The sequence below is a fragment of the Alphaproteobacteria bacterium genome, assembly GCA_015231795.1.
GTDB lineage: Bacteria > Pseudomonadota > Alphaproteobacteria > Rhodospirillales > WMHbin7 > WMHbin7.
In genome coordinates this window covers 325680-347025 of sequence record JADGAX010000001.1, presented here as the reverse complement: position 1 = coordinate 347025, position 21346 = coordinate 325680, and the positions used below count along the sequence as shown (strand labels likewise).

Here is a 21346-nt window from a genome sequence, read left to right as displayed (position 1 = left end):
TCGGCGATGAAATCGATATTTGGCTTATTGCCGGCGGCGGCTTTGGTCTGCGGCCTGGGCGAGGCGCAAGCGGCCTCGCTGCCCGATCCCGAATTGGATGCGCCCTTGCAGGCGCAGGACAAGGCAGAACCGAAATCGATCGTGCTGGCGGGCGGTTGCTTCTGGGGCGTTCAGGCCGTCTTCCAACATGTGAAGGGCGTAACGCAGGCCATTTCAGGCTATGCGGGCGGCGCGCAGGCAACGGCCAGATACGAATTGGTGTCCGGTGGCGGCACCGGACATGCCGAGTCGGTGCTGGTGATCTACGACCCCAGCCAGATCACCTTGGGAAAGTTGCTGAAGGTCTTCTTCTCGGTCGCCCACAATCCGACCGAACTGAACCGCCAGGGGCCAGATACCGGCACGCAATACCGTTCGGCGATTTTCCCGTCCGACGACGAACAAGACAGGATCGCCAAGGCCTATATTTCGCAATTGGACCAGACCAAGATATTCAAGCGGCCCATCGCCACCACGGTTGAGCCTTTGCGGAAATTCTATCCGGCGGAACCCTATCACCAGAATTACGTGCGCCAGCATCCCGAAAGCGCCTATGTCGCCATGCACGATCTGCCGAAGGTCGCCAACCTGGGCAAGGTCTATCCCGAATTGCTGTCCGTCATGCGTTAGAGACATTCCGACAGAACCATGCGTTGCGCTTTCCGTCCTTGTTGACACTGTCCGCTTCGTGATAGAGCGGAGGGAGGATATAGAAGGGGGCGATAGCCATGAATTGCGCGCGTTTTCTGGGTCTGTGGCTGGGATTGGTTTTTTGCATCGGAGCCGCTCATGCCGATGCCGAAAATGGCGCAGCCCCGCCGCCAGCTTCACAGAGTTCGAGCGCAGGACTTCTTCCCGGTTTTTCATTCAAAGACTGCGCGGACTGTCCGGAAATGGTGGTGATCCCGGCGGGGAGCTTCGAGATGGGGTCCGATGCCGCGGAACAGAAATGGGCGGAAAGCCCAGAAGTTGGGAATGGTGGATGGGTATCTGGAGAATCGCCCAAACATCGCGTGAAGATCGGTTACTTGTTTGCGGTCGGAAAATTCGAAGTGACGCAAGCGCAGTGGCAATCGATCATGGGGAGCAATCCAAGCAAATTTCCAGACCCGCGCAATCCGGTTGATCAAGTGAGCTGGGACGATGCGCAAGAATTCATCCGCCGCTTGAATGCGAAGCTGCAAGGCGCAGGTTCGTACCGTCTTTTGACAGAGGCTGAGTGGGAATATGCGGCGCGAGCGGGGACAAGCACGAAGTTCTCGTGGGGGGACGACCAGGAAGGTTGCGCCTACGCCAACGGGCCGGACTTGTCGTTGAAATCGGAAGATAAGGCGAAAGCGGGAGATTCAGACTGGGTGACTTCGAACTGCCAAGATGGTTACGGTTTGCGGACAGCGCCGGTGGGCAGTTATCGCGCCAACGCCTTTGGCCTGCATGACATGCAGGGAAATGTGTGGGAATGGGTGCAAGATTGCATGGCCGAGAATTATGCTGGCGTACCGTCTGATGGCCGCGCCGCGTCGGAATCGCGTTATTGCGCTCGCGGTCTCCGTGGCGGCTCTTTCGATTCCTATCCGTCGGACCTCCGCTCCGCCTTCCGTTACGCGTTTGACAATGACTTCCGGGGCAGAGAGATGGGGTTCCGTTTAGCCAAGACACTCTGAACAGGCGCCATCACGCGCTGGCGAGCAGAACTTCCGCCCTTGCGCCGTCTTGCCATTCCTGCATGGCGGGCAGGGACCAGACGGCCTCCATATAGGCTTGCACAGCGGGGCTGGTCTTGACGCCGTAAGTGGTGAAGCGGGTCACGACGGGGGCGTACATGGCGTCGGCGATCGAGAACTTTCCGAACAGGAAGGGGCCGTCCTTGCCAAATCGGCTGCGGCACTCTTCCCACAGGGCTTGAATGCGCGCGATGTCGTCCTTGGCGATCTCGACCCCTTCATGGTTGGCGGGGCGTCCCATGATGTCCATCGGGCAATTCTTGCGCAGCGTTGCGAATCCCGAATGCATTTCGCAACAGACGCTGCGCGCGATGGCGCGGGTTTTTTCGTCATGCGGCCAAAGCTGGTCTTCGGGATGGCGTTCGGCGATGTATTCCAAGATGGCCAGCGATTCCCAGATCGCCAGCCCATGATGCAACAGCACCGGCACCTTGCCCGAGGGTGAATGTTTAAGGATTTGTGCCTTGGCGTCGGGGGCGCGCAGATTGACTGTTTCGGCATGGAAGGGAATGGCGGCCACCTTCATGCCAAGCCAGGGGCGCAGCGACCAGGACGAAGTGTTGTAGTTTCCGATGACCAGCGTATAGGTGCTCATGCTTCGCTCCTTGCATTTCGCCTTATTCCCTACATGATGGGAGAAGGAAAAGCGACTCTCAAGGTTTGAAATCATGACGTTAACTTTCGGTTTGGTCTCGAAAACCGCCGCCGCCATCCCCATTCTGGCCTTTGGCGAGGACAGTTTGCAGGTCTGGCTGAAGCGCCAACCGGCCCCGACGCGAAATTGGGCGTCCGCGCATGATTTTTGCGCCAAGCCGGGAACCGTTCTGGCCTTGCCGTCGCCCAAGGGCGGTATTTCGCATGTTCTGGCGGGTCTGGCCGACCTTGACTCGCCATGGGAATGGGCGGCTTTGCCCAAGCTGTTGCCCCCCGGCGTTTACCGGATCGATGGGCGCTTGAAGGCTAGCGAGGCCTGCCGGGCGGCGCTGGGTTGGGCGCTGGGAAATTACGGTTTCGACAGTTTCAAAAGCAAGCCGACGGCAAGGCCGTTGGCGCGTCTGGTCTGGCCGCAGGCGGCCGACAAGGCCGAGGTGACGGCGCAGGCCGAGGCGATCTTTCTGGTGCGCGATTTGGTCAACCGTCCCGCTTCGCATCTGGGACCCGCCGAATTGGCGGGCGAGGCCCGCAAGCTGGCCCGCAGGCACGGCGCCGTTTGCCGCGTCATCTCGGGGGCGGCGCTATTAAGCAAGGGCTATCCCGCCATTCACGCGGTTGGCAAGGGCAGCGCCCGCCCGCCATGCCTGATCGATCTTGCCTGGGGCAAGCCCAGCCACCCCCTGGTAGCACTTGTCGGCAAGGGCGTGTGTTTCGATTCCGGCGGGCTTGATCTTAAACCGTCTTCGGCCATGAAGCTGATGAAGAAGGACATGGGCGGGGCGGCGCATGCGTTGGCTTTGGCGCATCTGGTGATGTCGGCCAAACTGCCGGTGCGTCTTCGTTTGCTGATACCGGCGGTCGAGAATATGCCGGGTCCCGCCGCCATGCGTCCGATGGACGTGCTGAAGACAAGAAAGGGACTAACGGTCGAAGTGGGCAATACCGATGCCGAGGGGCGCTTGATCCTGGCCGACGCCTTGTTCGAAGCGGCCAAGGGCAAGCCCGATCTGTTGCTTGATTTCGCGACCCTGACCGGGGCGGCGCGCTCGGCCCTGGGACCTGATCTGCCTGCCTTGTTCTCGAACGACGACAGGTTGGCGGAAGCGCTGTTTCAGACAGGCCAAGCCGAACATGATCCGATGTGGCGCTTGCCCTTGTGGGCGGCCTATGACGACATGCTGAAAAGCAAATCCGCCGATGTGAACAGCGCGCCCGATTCGCCCTTTGCCGGAGCCATCACGGCGGCCCTTTTCTTGCAACGTTTTGTCGCCAAGGACGTTTCCTGGGCGCATCTGGATTTGTTCGCGTGGAACGCCAGCGACAGGCCGGGTCGCCCTTCTGGCGGCGAGGCCATGGCCTTGCGGGCCGCCTACGCCATGTTGAAAAAGCGCTACAAAAAATAATCGCCAGATTCCATCTGGACAATTCGAAACCGTAACGTTACGGTCGCGGCATGGGGATACAGCTGAAACCGGTTCAAGCCCTCGATCTTTGGCGAGGGGCTATCGTTGAGAGCGTGCGACGCGATGCGCCCGATTTATCGGCGCGTCAGATGGCTCTGCTGTTGACCGTCTATCTGACCGTGCCGCCGCATACGGTGCGCGGCCTTGCCCAATCTCTCAATATTTCGAAGCCTGCGGTCAGCCGCGCCCTGGATCGTTTGGGCGATCTGGGATTGGTCAAGCGCAAGCTGGACGAAACAGACCGGCGCAGCGTGCTGGTGCAACGCACGGTCAAAGGGTCGGTCTTCCTGCGCGAATTCGGCGATATCGTGGTGAGTGCTGCGCTTACCTGCCAGGAACTTGAATCCGGATCGGGTAATTAGGCTTCCAGATCCTTCGGACGCACGAAGGCTTCAAGCCTGCAGGTGCCTTCCGCCAAATCCTTCCAATCGTCACCCAGGAACCGAAGCACCGACAGCGCGCCGGTGGGGAACTTGTCCTTCATGCGGGCCAGTCCCTCATCGTCGCCGCCCGCCATTGGTTTCGCCAAGAGCAGGGACAAGCGCTCGATGCCGGGGTTATGTCCCACCACCAGAACGGAAACGGGATCGTCCTTCATCTTTTGAATGCGCGCCAGCAATTCCTGATGCGAAATCAGGTACAGATCCTTGGGATAGCTGGCCTTCAAGCCGGGAACCAGCTCTGCCAGAGCCTTGAACGTTTGCTTGGTCCGCAGGGCGGGCGAGCACAGGCAGCGCTCGGGCTTGAATCCTTGGCTTTCAAACAAGGCCGCCATCTTCAGGGCGTCCGATTCGCCCCGTTCGCTGAGTTCGCGACCGAAATCGCCGTCGTCGCGTCCATAAGGAACGGCCTTGGCATGTCTCAGCAGGAAAAGATAGCGGGCCTTGGGAGCCTGTTTGGCGCGGGCGGGCATGGCATGGCCTCCGTTACAATCAAAAGACCCGTGGCATCTACCCCGGATTTCCGCCTAATATAGGCCACTTAGTCGAATATCGCGACTCTTCTTCTTGCCCCAGAGAGGCATCATGTCCAAAGACTCCGAAAAGCATAAAGCCGATCCTGCGAATTCTGGCGACAATCAGATGGATTTGAAATCGAAGGACCGCTTTATCAACCGCGAGCTTTCCTGGCTGGCCTTCAATACCCGCGTTCTGGAAGAGGCCGGAAATCCCAGCCATCCGTTGCTGGAAAGGCTGCGTTTTCTGTCGATCTCGGCTTCGAACTTGGACGAATTTTACATGGTGCGCGTGGCGGGCTTGAAGGGCCAGGTCAAGGCGGGCGTGACCACGCCGTCGCAGGAAGGCCATACGCCCGCCCAGCAGTTGGCGGACATCAACCGGATGGCCAGCGAGCTTCTGGCCCGTCAGCTTGATTGCTGGAAAACCTTGAAGGTGGAACTGCACGGCCAAGGCGTGCATGTCGTCGGCGAAACCGACCTCAGCAAATCCGACAAGCGTTGGCTGGAAACCTATTTCATCAACCAGATTTTTCCGGTGCTGACGCCGCTGGCCATTGATCCGGCGCACCCGTTTCCCTTCCTGCCCAATCTGGGTTTCGCTATGATCTTGCACCTGTCCAAGGGCGGCGAGGGCGAGACGCTGCGCGCCCTGGTGCCGTTGCCCCATCAGGTCGAACGCGTGATCCGTCTGCCCGGCGAGGAAATTCGCTTCATCTTTCTGGAAGAGGTGGTCAGTCTGTTCCTCGATCATCTTTTCCCCGGCTTCAAGGTTCTGGCCAAGGGATTGTTCCGCGTCATTCGCGACAGTGAAATCGACATCGACGACGAAGCCGAAGATTTGGTGCGCGTGTTCGAAACCGCATTGAAGCGCAGACGCAGGGGCCATTGCATCCGGCTCACCATCAATTCCGGCCTGCCCGAGGATTTGCGCAAGATCGTGTTCGATGAAATGGAAGCCGCCGACGACGACATTTTCGTCCTTGACGGTTTGCTGGGCATCGTCGACGTGCGCCAGATCATCACCGACGAGCGGCCAGACTTGCTGTTCAAGCCCTATAACGCCCGCTTTCCGGAACGCGTGCGCGATTTCGGCGGCGATTGTTTCGCCGCCATCAGCAAGAAGGACATCGTGGTTCACCATCCCTTCGAAAGTTTCGACGTGGTGGTGCAGTTCCTAAGGCAGGCGGCCATGGATCCGCAGGTAGTGGCGATCAAGCAGACGCTTTATCGCACCAGCAAGGATTCGCCCATCGTAAAGGCGCTGGTCGAGGCTGCCGAGGCGGGCAAGTCGGTTACCGCCATGGTCGAACTGAAGGCGCGCTTCGACGAAGAGGCCAATATCCGCTGGGCGCGCGATCTTGAGGCTGCGGGCGCGCAGGTGGTGTTCGGGTTCATGGAGCTGAAGACGCACGCCAAGATTTCGCAAGTGGTCCGCCGCGAGCAGGGCGGGCTGCGCAGCTATGTGCATTTCGGCACCGGCAACTACCATCCGATCACGGCCAAGATCTATACCGATCTGTCTTTTTTCACCTGCGACGAAGCCTTGTCGCGCGACGCCGCCAAGGCGTTCAACTACATGACCGGCTATGCGGTGCCGGATGGCATGGAAAAATTGGCCATCGCCCCCTTGGGCATTCGCAGCAAGATTTTGGCCCTGATCGAGGACGAGATCGAACATGCCAAGGCGGGGCGTCCGGCCACCATCTGGGTCAAGATGAACTCGCTGGTCGATAAGAAACTGATCGACGCCTTGTATCGGGCCAGTCAAGCAGGTGTGCAGATCGATTTGATCGTGCGCGGCATTTGCTGTCTGCGACCCGGCGTTCCGGGCCTGTCCGAGAACATTCGGGTTAAAAGCATCGTCGGACGCTATCTGGAACATTCGCGCGTCATCGCTTTCGGCAACGGCGTCAAGATGCCGTCGCGCCAGGCCAAGATCTTCATTTCCTCGGCCGATTGGATGCAACGCAATATGGATTGGCGCGTCGAAACGCTGGTTCCGATCGAGAACACCACCGTCCATCGCCAGATTCTCGACCAGATCATGGTGGCGAATTTGAAGGATGTGGCGCAAAGCTGGACGCTCGATTCCAACGGCAACTACACGCGTCTCGATCACAAGGGCGAAAAGTTCTCGGCCCATACCTATTTCATGACCAATCCCAGCCTGTCGGGCCGTGGCAGCGCCACCTCGCGCGGCAAGCCGGCGCCTAAACTGATGCTGGGAGAGGGTGGATGAGCGCGGTCAGCGTTCAGAAAGCCAGGAATGCGACCAGCCGCCGCTTGCCGGTGGCGATTATCGATATCGGGTCGAACTCGATCCGGCTTTGCGTCTATGACGGGCTGATCCGCACGCCGACGCCGATGTTCAATGAGAAGGTGCTGTGCGCGCTTGGCCAAGGGCTGGACGCCAGGGGACGCCTCAATCCCGAGGGCGTGCCCATGGCCCGCGCGGCTCTGGGCCGTTTCGTTTCGCTGGCCAAGGCGATGGGGGTGGGGCGTCTCGACGTTCTGGCCACCGCCGCCGTGCGCGACGCCGAGGATGGGCGCGATTTTGTGGCCTCGATCGAACGGGAAACCGGCGCCAAGATCACCGTTCTGCCCGGCGAGGAGGAAGCCAAGCTGGCGGCCCTGGGCGTCATGTGCGGCAAGCCCGGCATGACCGGCTTGGTGGCCGATCTGGGGGGCGGCAGCCTGGATCTGGTCGAGGTGGATCACGGCGGTTTCGGCTCTTTCGCATCGCTGCCGCTGGGCGTGTTGCGCATCGCCGAACGTTCGGGCGACGACCGCGAAAAGGCGCTGGCCTACATTGAAAAGCACCTGAATCCCAATGGCTGGCTATCATCGATGCAAGGCAAGCCGCTTTACGCCGTCGGCGGAGCCTGGCGCGCCCTGGCGCGCATCTGCATCGCCCAGACCGGCTATCCGCTTCAGGTGCTCGATAATTTCACCATCCAGCGGCGCGAAGCTCTGGAACTGATCGACCTGATCTCGCGCCAAAGCCGCCGTTCGCTGGAAAAATTCGGGGCCATCTCCAAGAAGCGCGTTGCGACCCTGCCGCAAGCCGCTTTGCTGCTGACCCATTTGATGCTGTTGTGCAAGCCGGAACGTCTGGTCTTCTCGGTCTATGGCCTTCGCGAAGGCCAGTTCTACAAGCATCTGCCGGAAAGCCTGAAAACGGAGGATCCCCTGATCGCCGCCTGTCGCGATCTGGCCCGCCGTCTGGGCCGTTTCGCAGAACATGCCGACGAGATCATGGTCTGGTCGTCGCCTCTGTTCGCGCAGGAACCGTTGGATCAGCAGCGGCTTCGCATGGCCAGCGCCTTGTTGTCCGACGCCTTCTGGAACGAGCATCCCGATTACCGGGCCGAGCAGGCCTTTCTGCGCACCTTCCGCATGCCCTTCATGGGGCTTGAACATCAAGAACGCGCCTTTCTGGCCTTGGCCCTTTATTCGCGCCATGCCGGGGCGCAAGACGCGCCCTATGCGCAACAGGCCCGCGCGATGATTTCCGACGATGACGCGAAACGGGCGGAGATACTGGGCCAAACCCTGCGCTTGGCCCATGTGCTGACCGGCGGCACGCCCGGCTTGCTGCCGCGCGTGCGTTTGGCTCCGGCTTTGGGCGAATTGTCGATGATCGTGCCCGAGGGCGAGCCGCTTTATGCGGGCGAGGCCGCCGAAAAGGCGCTGGACCGTTTGGCCCGCGCCCTTGGCCTTAAATCATCGGCGATCCGCTTCTACTGACTATTTGCCCGCGAATTTCGACAAATCCAGTTTCAGCTCGATCACGTCGCCCTCGACATATCTCACGCGCTCGAACCCAAGCAGCTCTGCCAATTTCAGCATGGGGCGGTTGTCGGCCAGCACCTGGCCCACCATCCATTTGGTGCCCCTTGTCTTGCAATAGCGGATCATCTTTTCCATCAATTCGCGCCCCAATCCCTGGCCCTTCAGGTCCGAACGCACGACGATGGCGTATTCCGTTCGCTCGTTGTCGGGATCGGTGACGGTGCGCACCACGCCAACGGTTTCTTGTTGCCCATGATCGTCTTGCATGGTGGCTACGAAAGCCATTTCACGGTCGTAGTCGATCTGCGTCAACCTAGCCATTTCGCTGTGCGGCAGTTCGTGGACCAGACCGAAGAAGCGGAAGCGAATGTCTTCCGGCGTCAGCTTCGAAATGAAGACGTGGTGGTTGGGTTCATCCTCGGGGCGAATGGGGCGCAGCGTGATCTTGTGCTCGCCCAGCTTGACGCATTCCTCCAACTCCTTGGGATAGGGGCGGATGGCCAAACGGTCGGTGCCTCTTGTCGTGGTGGTCGCCACCTTGATGCGCGCGTCAAGCGCCAGCACACCCTTGGAGTCGGCGAACAGGGGGTTGATGTCCACTTCAAGGATTTCCGGAATGTCGATCACCAACTGCGCAACCTGCATCAGCGTCAGGCAGATGGCGTCCAGATCGGCGGGCGGACGGTCGCGATAACCCTTCAGAAGTTTGTAGACGCGGGTGCGCGAAATCATCTCACGGGCCAGCGACATGTTTAAGGGGGGCAGGCCGACGGTGCTGTCGCCGATGACTTCGACCGCCGTTCCGCCTTCGCCGAACATCAAGACGGGTCCGAAGATGGGGTCGGTGGTCATGCCGACGATCAGTTCGTGCGCACCCGGCCTAGTCGCCATCTGCTGCACGGTAAAGCCCGTCACATGGGCGTTGGGATGGAATTTCTGCACGCGTTCCAGCATGGCGTGCGCGGCTTTCTCGGTTTCGAAGGGGCCGTCCAAGTCCAGCATCACGCCACCGACGTCGGATTTGTGGCTGATGTCGGGCGAAAGAATCTTAAGCGCGCAACGCCCGCCGCCCATGTCGCGCACGATGCGGCTGGCGTCGGCGGGGGTTCTTGCGATATGGGTTTCCACGGTGGGAACGCCGTAAGCTGCCAGCACAGCTTTGGCTTCCGGTTCGCTCATCATGTTGTGGCCGCTGGCGATGGCGTTTTCGATGACGAGGCGGGCGGTTGCCGTGGCGGGGGTGAATTCAGTGGGCGCCGAGGGCGGCGTCTGCATCAACATTTCTTGGTTCTGGCGATAGCGCTGAACATGCAGGAAGGCGCCGACCGCCTGAGCCGGGGTGTTGTAGGTGGGCACGCCCGATTCATTGAACAGGTGTCTGGCTTCGGCCACCGCTTCACCGCCGACCCAGCAGGTCATCAGTGAGGTGATTTTCTTTTCCTTGGCCAGCTTGATCACCGATTGGGCGACTTCGGTGGCCGAAGAAACCGCCGTGGGCGCATGCATGCACAAAACGGCGTCCACTTCGCCGGCGGCGAACAAAAGTTCGAGCGCCTTGACATATCGCTCGCCCGGTGCGTCGCCGATGATGTCGACCGGATTGCTGCGCGACCAAGTGGCGGGCAGGACGGCATCCAGCTTGGCGATGGTTTCGGGCTTCAACTCGGCCAGATGGCCGCCGCCTTCGATCAAGTCGTCGACCGCCATCACGCCGATGCCGCCGCCATTGGTCAGAACCGCCAGATGGTCGCCCTTGGTTGGCTTCGAGCGAGCCAGCGTTTCCACGGCCGCGAACAATTCCTCGATCGTGTACACGCGCAGCATGCCCGCCCGGCGGATGGCGGCGTCATAGACCGAATCCGCCCCCGCCAGCGCGCCGGTATGCGACGCGGCGGCCTTGGCGCCTTCGGCGACACGGCCCGATTTGATGGCCAGCACCGGCTTGTTGCGAGCAGCCGAACGGGCCGCCGACATGAAGTTGCGTCGCTGATGGATCGATTCGATGTACAGCAGAATGGCCCGCGTGTTGGGGTCGGACCCCAGATAATCCAGCACGTCGCCGAAATCCATGTCGGCGCAGTCGCCCAGCGAAATGAAGTGCGAGAAGCCGATGCCCTTGGGCCGCGCCCAATCCAGGACCGCCGTACACAACGCGCCCGATTGCGAGACGAAGGCGATCCGTCCTTCCAAAGCGGGCTTGTGGGCGAAACTGGCGTTCAGGCCGATGCTGGGCACCAACAGGCCCAGGCAATTGGGACCCAGGATACGCATTTCATATTTCTTGGCGGTGTCCAGCATGGCTTGCTGGATCGAGCGATGGTCACTGTCGAGCTTGTTGGCGGCGAGGCCTGCTGTGAGGACGATGGCGGCCTTGGTGCCCCTGGCCCCCAGTTTCTCGAACAATTCCACCACGGTGGCGGGCGGCGTGCAGATGACGGCCAGATCGGGCGTCATGGGCAGGGAGGCGACGTCGGGATAGGCCAAAACGCCGCAGACCGCCTTGTGATTGGGATTGACCGGCATGATGGGGCCATTGAATCCGCCCTGCAGCAGGTTGCGCATGACCAGATTGCCCACCGCCTTTTCGCGGTTGGTGGCGCCGAAAACGGCGACCGAACGGGGCTTGAACAGAAATTCCAGATTGCGCACGCTCATGCGGGAGACTCCCAGGAGATCACCAATAATCGCGGCAAATTTTGTCGTGCTTTACATGGGCGATGCGGCGCTTATTGAGCCGCTTGCTTGTTAATCACTAGGATAAGCTGATTCTTGTGCAGCGCAACAAGAAAGACATGTCCGAAAGATGAAACTTTGGCGAGCCAGTTGATTCAAAAGTCTATTTCAAAGATTGCGGCTTGGGGCGGACGCCTATTTTTTGGCGGGCGGCTGCAGTTCAGGCATGTCGGCGACCAGAACGCGCAGCTTCTTTTCCAGTTGGATGGGCGAGAAGGGCTTGACCAGATAGGCGTCGACGCCAATCTCCTTGGCCTGCACCACTGATCCCTCATCGGCCCTGGCGGTCAGCATGACGAAGGGGATCTTGTTGCCGTCGGCGCGCAGCTTGCGCAGGAATTCAAGGCCGGTGATGCCCGGCATGTTCCAATCGCAGATGACGAAATTCACCGCCGCCGACCCTTCCAGCACTTTCATCGCCTCAATGGCGTCCTTGGCGAAGAAGCTGTCGGCGACCCCTAGATCGGTCACCACCATCTTGATCAGGTTCAAGATGTAATCGTTGTCGTCAACGATCAGCACGCGCAATTTGGCGAATTCTGGTATTTTTTCTGCTCGAAGGGAAACCATGGATATTTAGCCCGCGACTTTATGAATTTTGCATGATTTTGACCGTGTTATGCTTGGCCATCAAGTGGGAAGCGTTTGCGAAACGGCCAAGCCGGGTTATCCTAACCCCGATAGTTTGGCAGAGGAACGATTATCGATGAACTGCTCCATGAAATCCTTTGATCCTCCCAGGCGTGTGCTGATGGGGCCGGGGCCGTCCGACGTGCATCCGCGCGTTTTGTCGGCCTTGGCGCGCCCCACGGTTGGGCATCTCGATCCCAGCTTCATCACCTTGATGGACGAGGTGAAGGGGCTGCTGCAACAAGCCTTCATGACGAAGAACGAACTGACTCTGGCGGTGTCCGGCCCGGGTTCGGCGGGCATGGAGACTTGTTTCGTCAATCTGCTGGAACCCGGCGATACGGCCATCGTGGCCGTCAACGGCGTGTTCGGCCAAAGAATGAAGGAGAATGTCGAGCGCTCGGGGGCCGGCTGCGTGCTGGTCGAAGAGGAATGGGGCAAGCCGGTCGATCCCGACAAGGTCGAGCAGGCCCTAAAGGCGCATCCCGAGGCGCGTGTGCTGGCCTTCGTTCATGCCGAAACCTCGACCGGGGTGGAAAGCGACGCCAAGACCCTGTGCGCCCTGGCCAGACAATATGACGCGCTTTCCATCGTTGACGCCGTCACCTCGCTGGGCGGCATTCCGGTCAAGGTCGATGAATGGCGGGCCGACGCGGTTTATTCCGGCTCGCAGAAATGCCTGTCTTGCATGCCGGGCCTATCCCCGGTCACGTTCGGACCCGACGCCGTCGAGCGCATCCGCAGCCGCAATCGCAAGGTTCAAAGCTGGTTCATGGATCTCAGCCTTGTCATGGGCTATTGGGGGGCGGGGGCGAAGCGCGCTTATCACCATACGGCACCCATTAACGCGCTTTACGGTTTGCACGAGGCGCTATTGATGTTGGCTGAGGAAGGGTTGGAAGCCTCGTGGGCGCGTCATAAGCGCTTGCATCTGGCGTTGCGGGCCGGGCTTGAGGCCATGGGCCTGTCCTTCCTGGCCGCCGAAAACTGCCGCCTGCCGCAGTTGAACGCCGTTCTGGTTCCCGATGGCGTCGACGAAGCCAAGGTGCGCGCGAGAATGCTCGAGCGTTTCGGCATCGAACTGGGGGCGGGGTTGGGGCCGCTGGCGGGCAAGATTTGGCGGATCGGCCTGATGGGCGCCTCTTGCACCGCCAACAATGTTCTATTGTGTCTGGGCGCCTTGGAGGCGGAACTGACGGCCCTGCAGGCCCCCATTCGCGCAGGCGTTGCCGTTCCTGCAGCCATGGCGGCTTTGTAAGGAAGCGATAGATGCGCATCGCCTTCGTGACCGACGCTTGGTTCCCGCAGGAAAATGGCGTGGTGCGCGTCCTGTCCACTCTGATCGAGTGCCTAAAGCGCCTGGGACACGAGATTCTGCTGATCGAGCCTGGGCAGTTTACGACCCTGCCATGCCCGACCTATCCGGAAATTCGTCTGGCCTTGGGCGCGGGCGGGGCCATTGGCAAACAGTTGGACGATTTTGCCCCCGAAGCCCTGCACCTGCTCACCGAAGGCCCCTTGGGCTGGGCGGCGCGGGCCTTCGCCTTGAAGCGGGGCTGGCCCTTCACCACGGCCTATCATTCCAAATTCCCTGAATATATCCAGGCCCGCACCGGCCTGCCGCTGTCTTGGCTTTATGCGCCGGTCAGGAAATTCCATCAGCCCTCCTCGGGCGTGCTGTGCCCGTCGCCTTCGGTTTACCGCGAACTGGCCCAGCGCGGCTTCGTCCATTTAAGGGAATGGACGCATGGGGTGGATACCCAGGTCTTCCACCCACAGCCCAAGGACTTCTTGGATTTGCCGCGCCCGATCCACATGTATGTCGGGCGGGTGACGGTGGAGAAAAATCTGCCAGCCTTTCTGGAACTCGATCTGCCGGGGTCGAAACTGGTGGTGGGGTCGGGGCCAGCCAGGAAAGGCTTGATGCGCATTTATCCGCAAGCGCACTTTAGGATCGCGCACGGAGACGCTGAATTGTCTATGTATTTTGCATCGGCTGACGTGTTCGTATTCCCTAGCCTGACCGATACGTTCGGGCTGGTGATGCTGGAGGCCCTGGCTTCTGGCGTGCCGGTGGCGGCCTTTCCGGTGACCGGCCCGGTCGATGTGCTGGGCGATTCCGGGGTCGGAATTCTGGATTGGGACCTAGCCCTTGCAGCCAAACAGGCCCTGTCCATAGACCCGCAACGATGCCGCGCCCATGCCCTGACCTTTTCCTGGGACCGGGTGGCCGAGCAGTTCTTGGACTTCCTGGCCCCTATTCAGCAGGTTCCCGCCAGGCGGTGCGCATGACCGACAAGCGCCCCGCCATCCTTGCCGTTGTCCTGGTCGCGTTGGGCGTTTTCCTGGCGGTGTCCGCCAAGCAATTGGCCTATCGCTATGAACCAGATCCGGTTGGCGGCTTTACCCGCGACGTGCCCAAGAATCTGGACGGCATGTGGGGCGAGAAGGGCGATTGCACCAGCAAGTCGGCGCGCACGCTCGATTTCATGGATGGCGGATTCCGCTGGAAAAAGGGCGGCGTCTCCGGAGGGCGCGACAATTACGGCCTTGTGCGCGGCTTGTACAAATACGATCTGGGGGCCAGCCGCGTTTTCTTCAAACTGAACGAAACCAGCGAAGACACGGTCTCCCATACCGAACCAGAATACGACATCACCATCGCGGGCGACACCATGGTGCGCCGCCATGTCTATGACGGATTTTCCGAAGTCTTCCAGCGCTGCCGCAACCAAGAGCCAAAGCGCGAGGTGCCGAAGTGGTGATTGGTTTAACCGGCTGAAATATTTATGTATTTCAGACAGACCACGCGCAGGCAAGACGCCAGGTTCTTGTCATTGGTGGTCAGACAGTGATCGGCGATTTTCGTGATCAGGGCGGGCAGGGGAAGGTCTTCCTCGCGGGCCATTTCCTCCAGCACCGTCCAATAGGCCCGTTCAAGGCGTATGGTGGTGGAATGGCCGCCGATGCGCAAGCTGCGCCGTTCTGGTGAAAATTCGCGCACCTGATCGGGATTGCAATAGGCGAACAGGCGGCTGAGCGGACTTTCCGGCGTCACGTTCTTGGGAGCAAGCAGCGGAGAGGTTTTCGATGAACTCATGGAGGTCATCATGCCTCTCCGCGCTTGCAGGCGCAAACGATACGCGTCACAGTTTTTTGGATAGGGTGAAGGCGCCGCGCAAATCGCCATCGGCAAAGCCGCGGGCGTGGTCGTTGGGGTAAAGCGCGTCCAGTTTGGCGCTGACCTCGGGCTTCAGTTCCTTTCCATGACAATTCAGGCACATGGGGGCTGTGGGAATCGCCTTCATGAAACGGAAGCTCTTCTGGCCGTTCACGGTTACGATCTCGGCCTTGGCCAGCTTGTCGGGCGCCTCACCCTTGGCCTTGCGGGCCTCGAACTCGGCCAACGTCGCTTGTTCCCAGGCATCCGGGGCGTTCTTCTGGTTGCGCAATTTAAGGCTGGTGCGCCCCACCTGCCAGCCATCTTGCGACTTGGCTTTGGCGATGGCGGGCGCTTTTTCGTTGCAGACTCCGATGGCCGCCACGGGGCCTTGGGCGCTCATGGCGTTGACCAACTCTTCTTTCAGCGCTTCACCGAAACCCGCCGTGGTCTTGGCGGCCTCGGATTTCAGGCTGTCCATATCCTGAGCCAGGGCTGGCAATGCCAGCCCGGTCAGCGCCAGACTGGTCAGTGTCAGCGTGCAGACGACGAGAATTCCTTTCTTGAACATGTTGGTGTCCTCCCTTGTTTCATTTTGATTGGCCTGTCTTTTTTTTAGATGAACAGGTTGATGTCGCTTCCGGCCGCGATGTCGATATAGCTGGCGGCGCCAGCATATTCGACGCCGTCGATCAGGTCGTCCTTGGTGAATTCGAACAGATCCAGCGTCATTTGACAGGCGATAAAGCGGATGTCCAACTCCTGGGCCGCTTCACGCAACTCGCCGATGCTGGCCACGCCCTTCTTCTTGATCAGGCTTTTCATCATCGAGCTGCATAGGGCGTCGACGCCGGGCAGGGCGCTCATCAGATTGGGCATGGTCATATGCATGCCCATCATCGGCATTTGCATGGCCGGATTGCCCAGCGTCGAAATTTGCAGGTTCGAGACGTCCTTCTTCAAAAGCGTGATGCCGTAGAAGGTGAAGAACAGGCTGACCTGATGGCCCAGGCTGGCCGCCGTGGTGGCCAGGATGAAGGGCGGATAGGCCCAATCCAGGGTCCCCTTGGTCACGATCATGGTCATTTTCTTGGGCTGGGCCGTCTCGGTCACGTCATATCTCCATTAGCCAATGCTTATGTTCATGGCCGAAGCTAGACGAATCCCCAGCCAGCAGGTAGTACATGGATACGACCGACGACAACTTGCCGTGAAAGTTCGTTTTTTGGCTTTCGGGTGGTCATGGGGATGATGGTCATATTTTGGCCCGATTTCCTCCGGATGGTAGTTGGGCGGCAGGGGGACTGGCCGCCAGATACGTTCAAGGGGAATCCGCATGCTCATGCAAATGGCCAGGGTGGTCGGCGATGCCAGGAATCTTCAGATCGCCATTCTGTGCGTTCTTCTGGCCGTGAATCTGCTGGGGGTCGATTTCGGCGCCGATCCGCTGGCGGCGCTGGTTGGCGCGGTAACGGCGATTGCCACCCAGGCCGTTTGTTCGCGTCTGGTCGGCCTGAAAACAGTGGAATGGCGTTCGGCGCTGATCGCCTCGCTGTCCTTGGCCCTGCTGCTGCGCGGCGACGCGCTTTGGGTGCATGCCCTGGCGGCCGGCATCGCCGTGGCGTCTAAATTCCTGATCCGGGTGAATGACAAGCATATCTTCAATCCCTCGGCCCTGGGCATCGCCGTGCTGATCTTCGCCACCGATCACGCCTGGGTGTCGCCCGGCCAATGGGGAACCAGCCTGTGGTTCGCCGCCTTGCTGACCTTCCTGGCCATGCTGGTGTTGCATGCCTCGAAGCGCACCGACATCGCGCTGTTCTATCTTGTCTTCCATACCGGGCTGTTGCTGGGCCGCGCTTGGTGGCTGGGCGATCCGATCGACATTCCGATCAATCAGTTGCAGAACGGATCGCTGCTGCTGTTCGCCTTCCTGATGATTTCAGACCCGCGCACGGTGCCCGATGCGCGTCTGGCAAGATTTCTCTTCGCGGCCTCGGTTGCCGTGATCGCCCATATCCTGGCTTTCAAATTTCATCTTCGCCCGTCCTTGTACGCCGCCCTGATTCTGGCCTCGGCCTTCATTCCGCTTCTCGACCGCCTGTTGCCCGCGTCACGCTTCGAATGGACGCCATCCAAACCCAAAGGAGACCTGCAGCCATGCTGACGACCCGATTTAAGCTAGCCTTTCTGCTGGCGGCATTCTCGTTTCTTGCGGCGGGCCAGGCACAAGCCTTTTGCGGCTTTTATGTCGCCAAGGCCGACGCCAAGCTGTTCAACAAGTCGTCCAAGGTGGTGATCGCGCATCAGGCCCTGGGGCCGACGGAGCACGACATCGCCATCACCATGGCCAGCGATTACGAGGGCGATCCCAAGGAATTTGCCGTCGTGACGCCGGTGCCGACCTTCATCGAGCGCAAGCAGATCGGCGTGGTCGAGATGGCCAGCATCGAACATCTTGACGCTTATTCGGCACCCAGGCTGGTCGAATATCACGATGACAACCCCTGCCTTCAGCGTATGGATATGAAGACCTCGGCGCCGACGGGCGCCGTTGCGCCCGGCGCAAGGGCGGTCATGATGGCGGAACGCCACCGGGGCGTCACCGTCGAAGCCACCTACGATGTCGGTGAATACGATGTTTCGATCCTGTCGGCCCAGGAAAGCGACGGCCTAGTCAATTGGCTGACCGACAACGGCTATCGCATGCCAGAGGGTGCTGACGCCGTGCTGGGCAGCTACATCAAGCAGAAAATGCGCTTCTTCATAGCCAAGGTGAATCTGGATCGCATGCAATTGATGGGGCAGGGCTTCCTGCGCCCGCTTCAGGTGCGCTACAAGTCGGAAAAGTTCATGATCCCAATTCGCTTGGGCACGTTGAACGCCACCGGCGCGCAGGATCTGATCGCCTTTGTCCTTAGCCCCAAGGGGCGCGTGGAAGTCACCAATTACCGCACCGCAGCCTTGCCCACGGGCATGAGCGTTCCGCTTTATGTGAAGAAGGACTTCGGCGCTTTCTATAAGGCGATGTTCGAGCGCGAGGTGCAAAAGAACGACATGCGGGCCGTGTTCTTGGAATATGCCTGGGACATGGGCTGGTGCGATCCTTGCGCCGCCGATCCCCTTAGCAAGAAGAAGCTGGTCGAATTGGGAGCGCGCTGGATCGACGGGGCCGAGGACACGCCCTTTACCGGCATGCGTTCCGGCGGCGAAACCGTTTACGTCACGCGCCTGCATGTGCGTTACGACGCCAAGAATTTTCCCGAGGACCTGATGCTGCAGGCGACGCCCAACCGTCAGAATTTCCAGGGCCGTTACGTGCTGCGTCATCCCTGGCGCGGCGAGGCCAATTGCAAGGCTGGCGACGACTATTTCGACGGCCTGACCAACCGCTATTGGCGCGAGGCCGAGACCCTGGCCGACCTGACCGGCTGGAAGACCGAAGAGATCAAATCCAAGATGGAGGAAGGCGGCCAGCCCTTCACCTCGCAGCGGGCCGGGGGCGTTGGCCCCTTTTTCCGCCGTCTGTTCGGTACCGAATAGGTGGGAGCTGCTTGAAGACAACCGCTTGGTAAGGTGGCGGGGCAACTCATCTGTGGCGACAACGCCCCAGAAAGTTGCCCCGAACGCCAAAACCGCCCGAAGGCGGCTTAAGCCGAGCCCGCCGGATGCGATGCAGCCCTGCCTCTCTTCAGGGATTGATCTTCAGCGTCATCACAGATCACGATCACGCCTTCTTCCTTGAGCTGTTCAATCAGCGGACGAACTTTTGTCTGTCCGGAAACGTTTTGACGCAGGGCATAACGCACCAATTGATCGTCGCTGCGCGGCTGCTTTGACACGAATCGCAGCAGGCTCGCAATCTTTCCAGACTTTTGCAGGACCCGTTCTGCGAGAGAGTGCGCGATAAGCACTTTGTTTCTGTGGCGCCAATCCATGGCGCGCGCGACAAAAAAGGGCGATGCCGCGTATTTACAATTGCTTCCTGTTTTGCGCCGATAAATGCCTTTAACCAAAGGCAATCCGTTGCGTGAAGGTGGGACGAGGTGCAAGCGCTCCAGTCGTGCCAGTAGTCTCGAGGCGCAGGGGGCTTGTTCCCAGTCTGGGCGCGAGCCAAGATTGTCCAGTTCCTCCTGTTCGTCCGGTGTCACAATCAGGCTGTAGATGTGGCCAAACTGAGACTTCCGACGGGCAATCGACCAACCGCCAAGAATATGTGTGTACGAAAAGCAGGTGGTCAAAATGGTCTCTGCCTCGGCGCGAACAAAAGCGAATCCCGCGCTGGCCTGTTCCGTGTCAATGAGGGTTCTCAAGGTTGAGAGGCGTCCGACGCGCTCCAGCCCCTGATTGTTGCCTTCCACGCTGCAAAAGATGTTGCGGGTGATGTCCCGGTAAGCTGGTGCAATATCCAGATAGTCCTCGGCCCAGTATTTGCCGGACAAACCCATGTCGTCGAGCCTGCTGAATATGGGAGAGCCTGGCTGAACGACGAAAGCCTCATTCTGCACGTCGAAAAGGGTGGGGTATTTCTCTTTGAGATCCCGCAAGATCAAGGCACTGTCAACGAAGCTGGATCGTGTGTCGCCTGGAAATCCAGGGACGAAACCTGCGGTAACGCAAATTCCCGCCTCAAGAAAAGCCTCGAGTGCCTGCAGATTGTGGGCACTGGTTCGCCGTTTGCGCATCAGCTCCAGCGTCTCGTCGGAAAAAGACTCGACACCGACGAAAACGCTATTGCATCCAGCTTGCTTAAGCAGTTTCGCCGTCTTGGCATCCATGTTGGCGCGCATGAATGAACTCCATTCGATTTTCACGGATCGCTTTTTCAGCAATTCACAAAATTCTATCAGCCGCTTCGGAACGCCGTTCAACAGCGAGTCCATGAAAATGATGTGATTTGCTCCATAGTCGCGTTTCAGTTGTTCGATTTGCCCGACCAGGTGCTCGGCGGAATCCGTGCGATACCTCTCCCAGAATTTCCACTCGTTGCAAAACTTGCATTGGTCTGTGCAGCCGCGAGAAAACTGCAATGGCATGCTGCGTGTGTCGTTGTCCGTCTGGTAGGCGTCTATGTGCATTTCCGCGAAGCTCGGCGTCGGCAGGTCTCCAAGGCGCAAGAGAGGACGAGGCGTTCGCAAAAGTTCCCCTGATGGCGTGGTTGCTATGGTTCCCGGTATGCCAGGTGCGACATGTCCGTCGCGCGCAAATGCCGAGTATACCTCCAATAAGGTTTCCTCTCCTTCACCGGTTGCGACCATGTCGAAGAGCTTGCTGCGCAAGCCCAGTTCCATGCTTGCAGTGCTTAATGTGACTTGCGGGCCGCCAGCAAGGATGAAGGGTGGTTTGCGTCGCCGCTTCAAATGGGCCGCCGCGAGAAGTGTGGCCAGGTAATTCGTGGTCCACACCGTAAAGCCAATGAATTTGATGTCAGGCAATTGTTCGAAGGCACGGGTGAAAAATTTATCAAGCCCACTCAGATAGGTCAGAAGATAGCGCAGAGAGATGCCCCGCTCGATACAAAAGCGTTCCAGCAAACCGCTCTTCTGAGGCGCCAAACTTTCACCTCGCTCGAAGGCGTTAATCAGTTGGAGTACTAATGGCAGGTCCGGAATATCGTGCACATAAGCTTCAGCATATGCCCCCGTATAACTGTAAGTGGGCGAATAGCAGTCTGGTACGCCTAAGCGTAAATCCAGAAAGTCGAAATCGTGACACCCCTTGGATTTCAAGTAGCCAAGGAGATAGGCAGCTCCGGCCGGTGGTGCGGTCGGTGAAAAGGGGGGCGGAGCGATGCAAAGAAGGTTTTGCTTGAATTTGGAAAACTCTATCTGCGTCATGGTCTTTGCTTCCCCCCTCGTTCCGCTTGTCGTTCTACGAATCCTCTACTTATGATAATGTTTATGTATGTGACTCGTTTAAGGGTTGTTGGCAAGCCAAGATTCAAGGAAAGGTCACGGCCAGGAGTTCCTCCATGACGCAGCGCTTTTTCATCGCAAGGATTTCAACGCCGCAAGTCGGCGGGCGAGTGCCAAATATTGCCGGATGCTGCCTCTAAAGCAGCCCCGAACGAAAACGACCGCCCAAGGGCGGTTCGGAATATCAGCTAACTCTTTGGAAAATTGGCTCCGGCGGTAGGACTCGAACCTACGACCCGACGGTTAACAGGTCCTGGATGCATTCTTTGGGTTCCTGT

Annotated in this window: 19 protein-coding genes; 11 read left to right on the top strand and 8 right to left on the bottom strand. The window is 59.5% G+C overall.

The features are described 5' to 3' along the window. The first annotated feature begins 6 nt into the window (after positions 1 to 6). Both msrA and HQL44_01615 read left to right on the top strand, forming a co-directional pair. On the top strand, positions 7 to 669 hold the full coding sequence (msrA, locus tag HQL44_01620; protein MBF0267266.1) for a peptide-methionine (S)-S-oxide reductase MsrA: 663 nt from the start codon (positions 7 to 9) through the stop codon (positions 667 to 669). Between the two features lie 98 nt (positions 670 to 767). Further along, positions 768 to 1703, top strand: a complete 936-nt coding sequence (locus HQL44_01615) for a formylglycine-generating enzyme family protein (protein ID MBF0267265.1) — start codon at positions 768 to 770, stop codon at positions 1701 to 1703. 10 nt (positions 1704 to 1713) lie between these two features. Here HQL44_01615 and HQL44_01610 read toward each other — a convergent pair whose 3' ends face one another. Further along, positions 1714 to 2358, bottom strand: a complete 645-nt coding sequence (locus HQL44_01610) for a glutathione S-transferase family protein (protein ID MBF0267264.1) — start codon at positions 2356 to 2358, stop codon at positions 1714 to 1716. Between the two features lie 73 nt (positions 2359 to 2431). Between HQL44_01610 and HQL44_01605 the strand changes: the two genes are divergently transcribed. Beyond that, complete coding sequence (locus HQL44_01605; protein MBF0267263.1) at positions 2432 to 3820, top strand: leucyl aminopeptidase family protein; 1389 nt, start codon at positions 2432 to 2434, stop codon at positions 3818 to 3820. A gap of 50 nt (positions 3821 to 3870) precedes the next feature. Beyond that, positions 3871 to 4242 carry a MarR family transcriptional regulator gene (locus tag HQL44_01600; protein MBF0267262.1) on the top strand — a complete coding sequence of 124 codons (372 nt, stop codon included), beginning with the start codon at positions 3871 to 3873 and terminating at the stop codon, positions 4240 to 4242. Here the strand turns inward: HQL44_01600 and HQL44_01595 are convergent. Beyond that, positions 4239 to 4793, bottom strand: coding sequence for a histidine phosphatase family protein (locus HQL44_01595; GenBank protein MBF0267261.1), 555 nt, complete (start codon positions 4791 to 4793; stop codon positions 4239 to 4241). The two genes, HQL44_01600 and HQL44_01595, sit on opposite strands and share 4 nt — an antisense overlap. A 112-nt stretch (positions 4794 to 4905) precedes the next feature. On the opposite strand from HQL44_01595, the gene HQL44_01590 reads away from it, so the two are divergent. Beyond that, positions 4906 to 7077 (top strand): RNA degradosome polyphosphate kinase, encoded by a 2172-nt coding sequence (locus tag HQL44_01590; GenBank protein MBF0267260.1) that lies wholly within the window; start codon positions 4906 to 4908, stop codon positions 7075 to 7077. After that, positions 7074 to 8585 carry a Ppx/GppA family phosphatase gene (locus HQL44_01585; GenBank protein ID MBF0267259.1) on the top strand — a complete coding sequence of 504 codons (1512 nt, stop codon included), beginning with the start codon at positions 7074 to 7076 and terminating at the stop codon, positions 8583 to 8585. The genes HQL44_01590 and HQL44_01585 overlap by 4 nt, the downstream gene beginning before the upstream one ends. On the opposite strand, the gene HQL44_01580 is transcribed toward HQL44_01585, so the two are convergent. Then, complete coding sequence (locus HQL44_01580) at positions 8586 to 11285, bottom strand: bifunctional acetate--CoA ligase family protein/GNAT family N-acetyltransferase (protein MBF0267258.1); 2700 nt, start codon at positions 11283 to 11285, stop codon at positions 8586 to 8588. A 213-nt stretch (positions 11286 to 11498) separates the two neighbouring features. Then, the gene (locus tag HQL44_01575; GenBank protein ID MBF0267257.1) at positions 11499 to 11933 is read right to left on the bottom strand and encodes a response regulator; all 435 of its coding nucleotides are present in this window, start codon (positions 11931 to 11933) and stop codon (positions 11499 to 11501) included. Positions 11934 to 12069: 136 nt separating this feature from the next. Between HQL44_01575 and HQL44_01570 the strand changes: the two genes are divergently transcribed. Genes HQL44_01570 through HQL44_01560 form a run of 3 tightly spaced genes read left to right on the top strand, consistent with a single transcriptional unit; the run spans position 12070 to position 14758 of the window. After that, positions 12070 to 13251 (top strand): alanine--glyoxylate aminotransferase family protein, encoded by a 1182-nt coding sequence (locus HQL44_01570; protein MBF0267256.1) that lies wholly within the window; start codon positions 12070 to 12072, stop codon positions 13249 to 13251. A gap of 11 nt (positions 13252 to 13262) precedes the next feature. Beyond that, entirely contained in the window at positions 13263 to 14285 is a 1023-nt protein-coding gene (locus HQL44_01565; protein MBF0267255.1) for a glycosyltransferase family 1 protein, read from the top strand. Beyond that, positions 14282 to 14758 carry a hypothetical protein gene (locus tag HQL44_01560; GenBank protein ID MBF0267254.1) on the top strand — a complete coding sequence of 159 codons (477 nt, stop codon included), beginning with the start codon at positions 14282 to 14284 and terminating at the stop codon, positions 14756 to 14758. The genes HQL44_01565 and HQL44_01560 overlap by 4 nt, the downstream gene beginning before the upstream one ends. A gap of 5 nt (positions 14759 to 14763) precedes the next feature. On the opposite strand, the gene HQL44_01555 is transcribed toward HQL44_01560, so the two are convergent. From HQL44_01555 to HQL44_01545, 3 genes are read right to left on the bottom strand one after another with little or no spacing between them, the layout of a single operon-like run. Further along, on the bottom strand, positions 14764 to 15093 hold the full coding sequence (locus HQL44_01555) for a ribbon-helix-helix domain-containing protein (GenBank protein MBF0267253.1): 330 nt from the start codon (positions 15091 to 15093) through the stop codon (positions 14764 to 14766). 46 nt (positions 15094 to 15139) lie between these two features. Further along, entirely contained in the window at positions 15140 to 15724 is a 585-nt protein-coding gene (locus HQL44_01550; protein ID MBF0267252.1) for a DUF3365 domain-containing protein, read from the bottom strand. Positions 15725 to 15768: 44 nt separating this feature from the next. Continuing rightward, positions 15769 to 16239, bottom strand: a complete 471-nt coding sequence (locus tag HQL44_01545) for a DsrE/DsrF/DrsH-like family protein (protein MBF0267251.1) — start codon at positions 16237 to 16239, stop codon at positions 15769 to 15771. A 250-nt stretch (positions 16240 to 16489) separates the two neighbouring features. Here HQL44_01545 and HQL44_01540 point away from each other — a divergent pair, with 250 nt between their 5' ends. Together HQL44_01540 and HQL44_01535 are read left to right on the top strand one after the other, a co-directional pair. Further along, positions 16490 to 17320: an RnfABCDGE type electron transport complex subunit D gene (locus HQL44_01540; protein ID MBF0267250.1), complete on the top strand. Its 831-nt coding sequence runs from the start codon at positions 16490 to 16492 to the stop codon at positions 17318 to 17320. Continuing rightward, on the top strand, positions 17314 to 18696 hold the full coding sequence (locus tag HQL44_01535) for a DUF2330 domain-containing protein (GenBank protein MBF0267249.1): 1383 nt from the start codon (positions 17314 to 17316) through the stop codon (positions 18694 to 18696). Before HQL44_01540 ends, HQL44_01535 begins: the two co-directional genes overlap by 7 nt. A gap of 107 nt (positions 18697 to 18803) precedes the next feature. Here HQL44_01535 and HQL44_01530 read toward each other — a convergent pair whose 3' ends face one another. Continuing rightward, positions 18804 to 20990, bottom strand: coding sequence for a radical SAM protein (locus HQL44_01530; protein MBF0267248.1), 2187 nt, complete (start codon positions 20988 to 20990; stop codon positions 18804 to 18806). Between the last annotated feature and the right edge of the window lie 356 nt (positions 20991 to 21346).

Excerpts from the sequence above, each read along its gene's own strand:
- HQL44_01545 (MBF0267251.1), bottom strand. The coding sequence starts at position 16,239 with ATGACCATGATCGTGACCAAGGGGACCCTGGATTGGGCCTATCCGCCC.
- HQL44_01555 (MBF0267253.1), bottom strand. The coding sequence starts at position 15,093 with ATGAGTTCATCGAAAACCTCTCCGCTGCTTGCTCCCAAGAACGTGACG.
- HQL44_01550 (MBF0267252.1), bottom strand. The coding sequence starts at position 15,724 with ATGTTCAAGAAAGGAATTCTCGTCGTCTGCACGCTGACACTGACCAGT.
- HQL44_01610 (MBF0267264.1), bottom strand. The coding sequence starts at position 2,358 with ATGAGCACCTATACGCTGGTCATCGGAAACTACAACACTTCGTCCTGG.
- HQL44_01615 (MBF0267265.1), top strand. The coding sequence starts at position 768 with ATGAATTGCGCGCGTTTTCTGGGTCTGTGGCTGGGATTGGTTTTTTGC.
- HQL44_01575 (MBF0267257.1), bottom strand. The coding sequence starts at position 11,933 with ATGGTTTCCCTTCGAGCAGAAAAAATACCAGAATTCGCCAAATTGCGC.
- HQL44_01600 (MBF0267262.1), top strand. The coding sequence starts at position 3,871 with ATGGGGATACAGCTGAAACCGGTTCAAGCCCTCGATCTTTGGCGAGGG.
- HQL44_01560 (MBF0267254.1), top strand. The coding sequence starts at position 14,282 with ATGACCGACAAGCGCCCCGCCATCCTTGCCGTTGTCCTGGTCGCGTTG.
- HQL44_01570 (MBF0267256.1), top strand. The coding sequence starts at position 12,070 with ATGAACTGCTCCATGAAATCCTTTGATCCTCCCAGGCGTGTGCTGATG.
- HQL44_01585 (MBF0267259.1), top strand. The coding sequence starts at position 7,074 with ATGAGCGCGGTCAGCGTTCAGAAAGCCAGGAATGCGACCAGCCGCCGC.
- HQL44_01530 (MBF0267248.1), bottom strand. The coding sequence starts at position 20,990 with ATGACGCAGATAGAGTTTTCCAAATTCAAGCAAAACCTTCTTTGCATC.
- HQL44_01565 (MBF0267255.1), top strand. The coding sequence starts at position 13,263 with ATGCGCATCGCCTTCGTGACCGACGCTTGGTTCCCGCAGGAAAATGGC.
- HQL44_01535 (MBF0267249.1), top strand. The coding sequence starts at position 17,314 with ATGCTGACGACCCGATTTAAGCTAGCCTTTCTGCTGGCGGCATTCTCG.
- HQL44_01605 (MBF0267263.1), top strand. The coding sequence starts at position 2,432 with ATGACGTTAACTTTCGGTTTGGTCTCGAAAACCGCCGCCGCCATCCCC.
- HQL44_01580 (MBF0267258.1), bottom strand. The coding sequence starts at position 11,285 with ATGAGCGTGCGCAATCTGGAATTTCTGTTCAAGCCCCGTTCGGTCGCC.
- HQL44_01540 (MBF0267250.1), top strand. The coding sequence starts at position 16,490 with ATGCTCATGCAAATGGCCAGGGTGGTCGGCGATGCCAGGAATCTTCAG.
- msrA (MBF0267266.1), top strand. The coding sequence starts at position 7 with ATGAAATCGATATTTGGCTTATTGCCGGCGGCGGCTTTGGTCTGCGGC.
- HQL44_01595 (MBF0267261.1), bottom strand. The coding sequence starts at position 4,793 with ATGCCCGCCCGCGCCAAACAGGCTCCCAAGGCCCGCTATCTTTTCCTG.
- HQL44_01590 (MBF0267260.1), top strand. The coding sequence starts at position 4,906 with ATGTCCAAAGACTCCGAAAAGCATAAAGCCGATCCTGCGAATTCTGGC.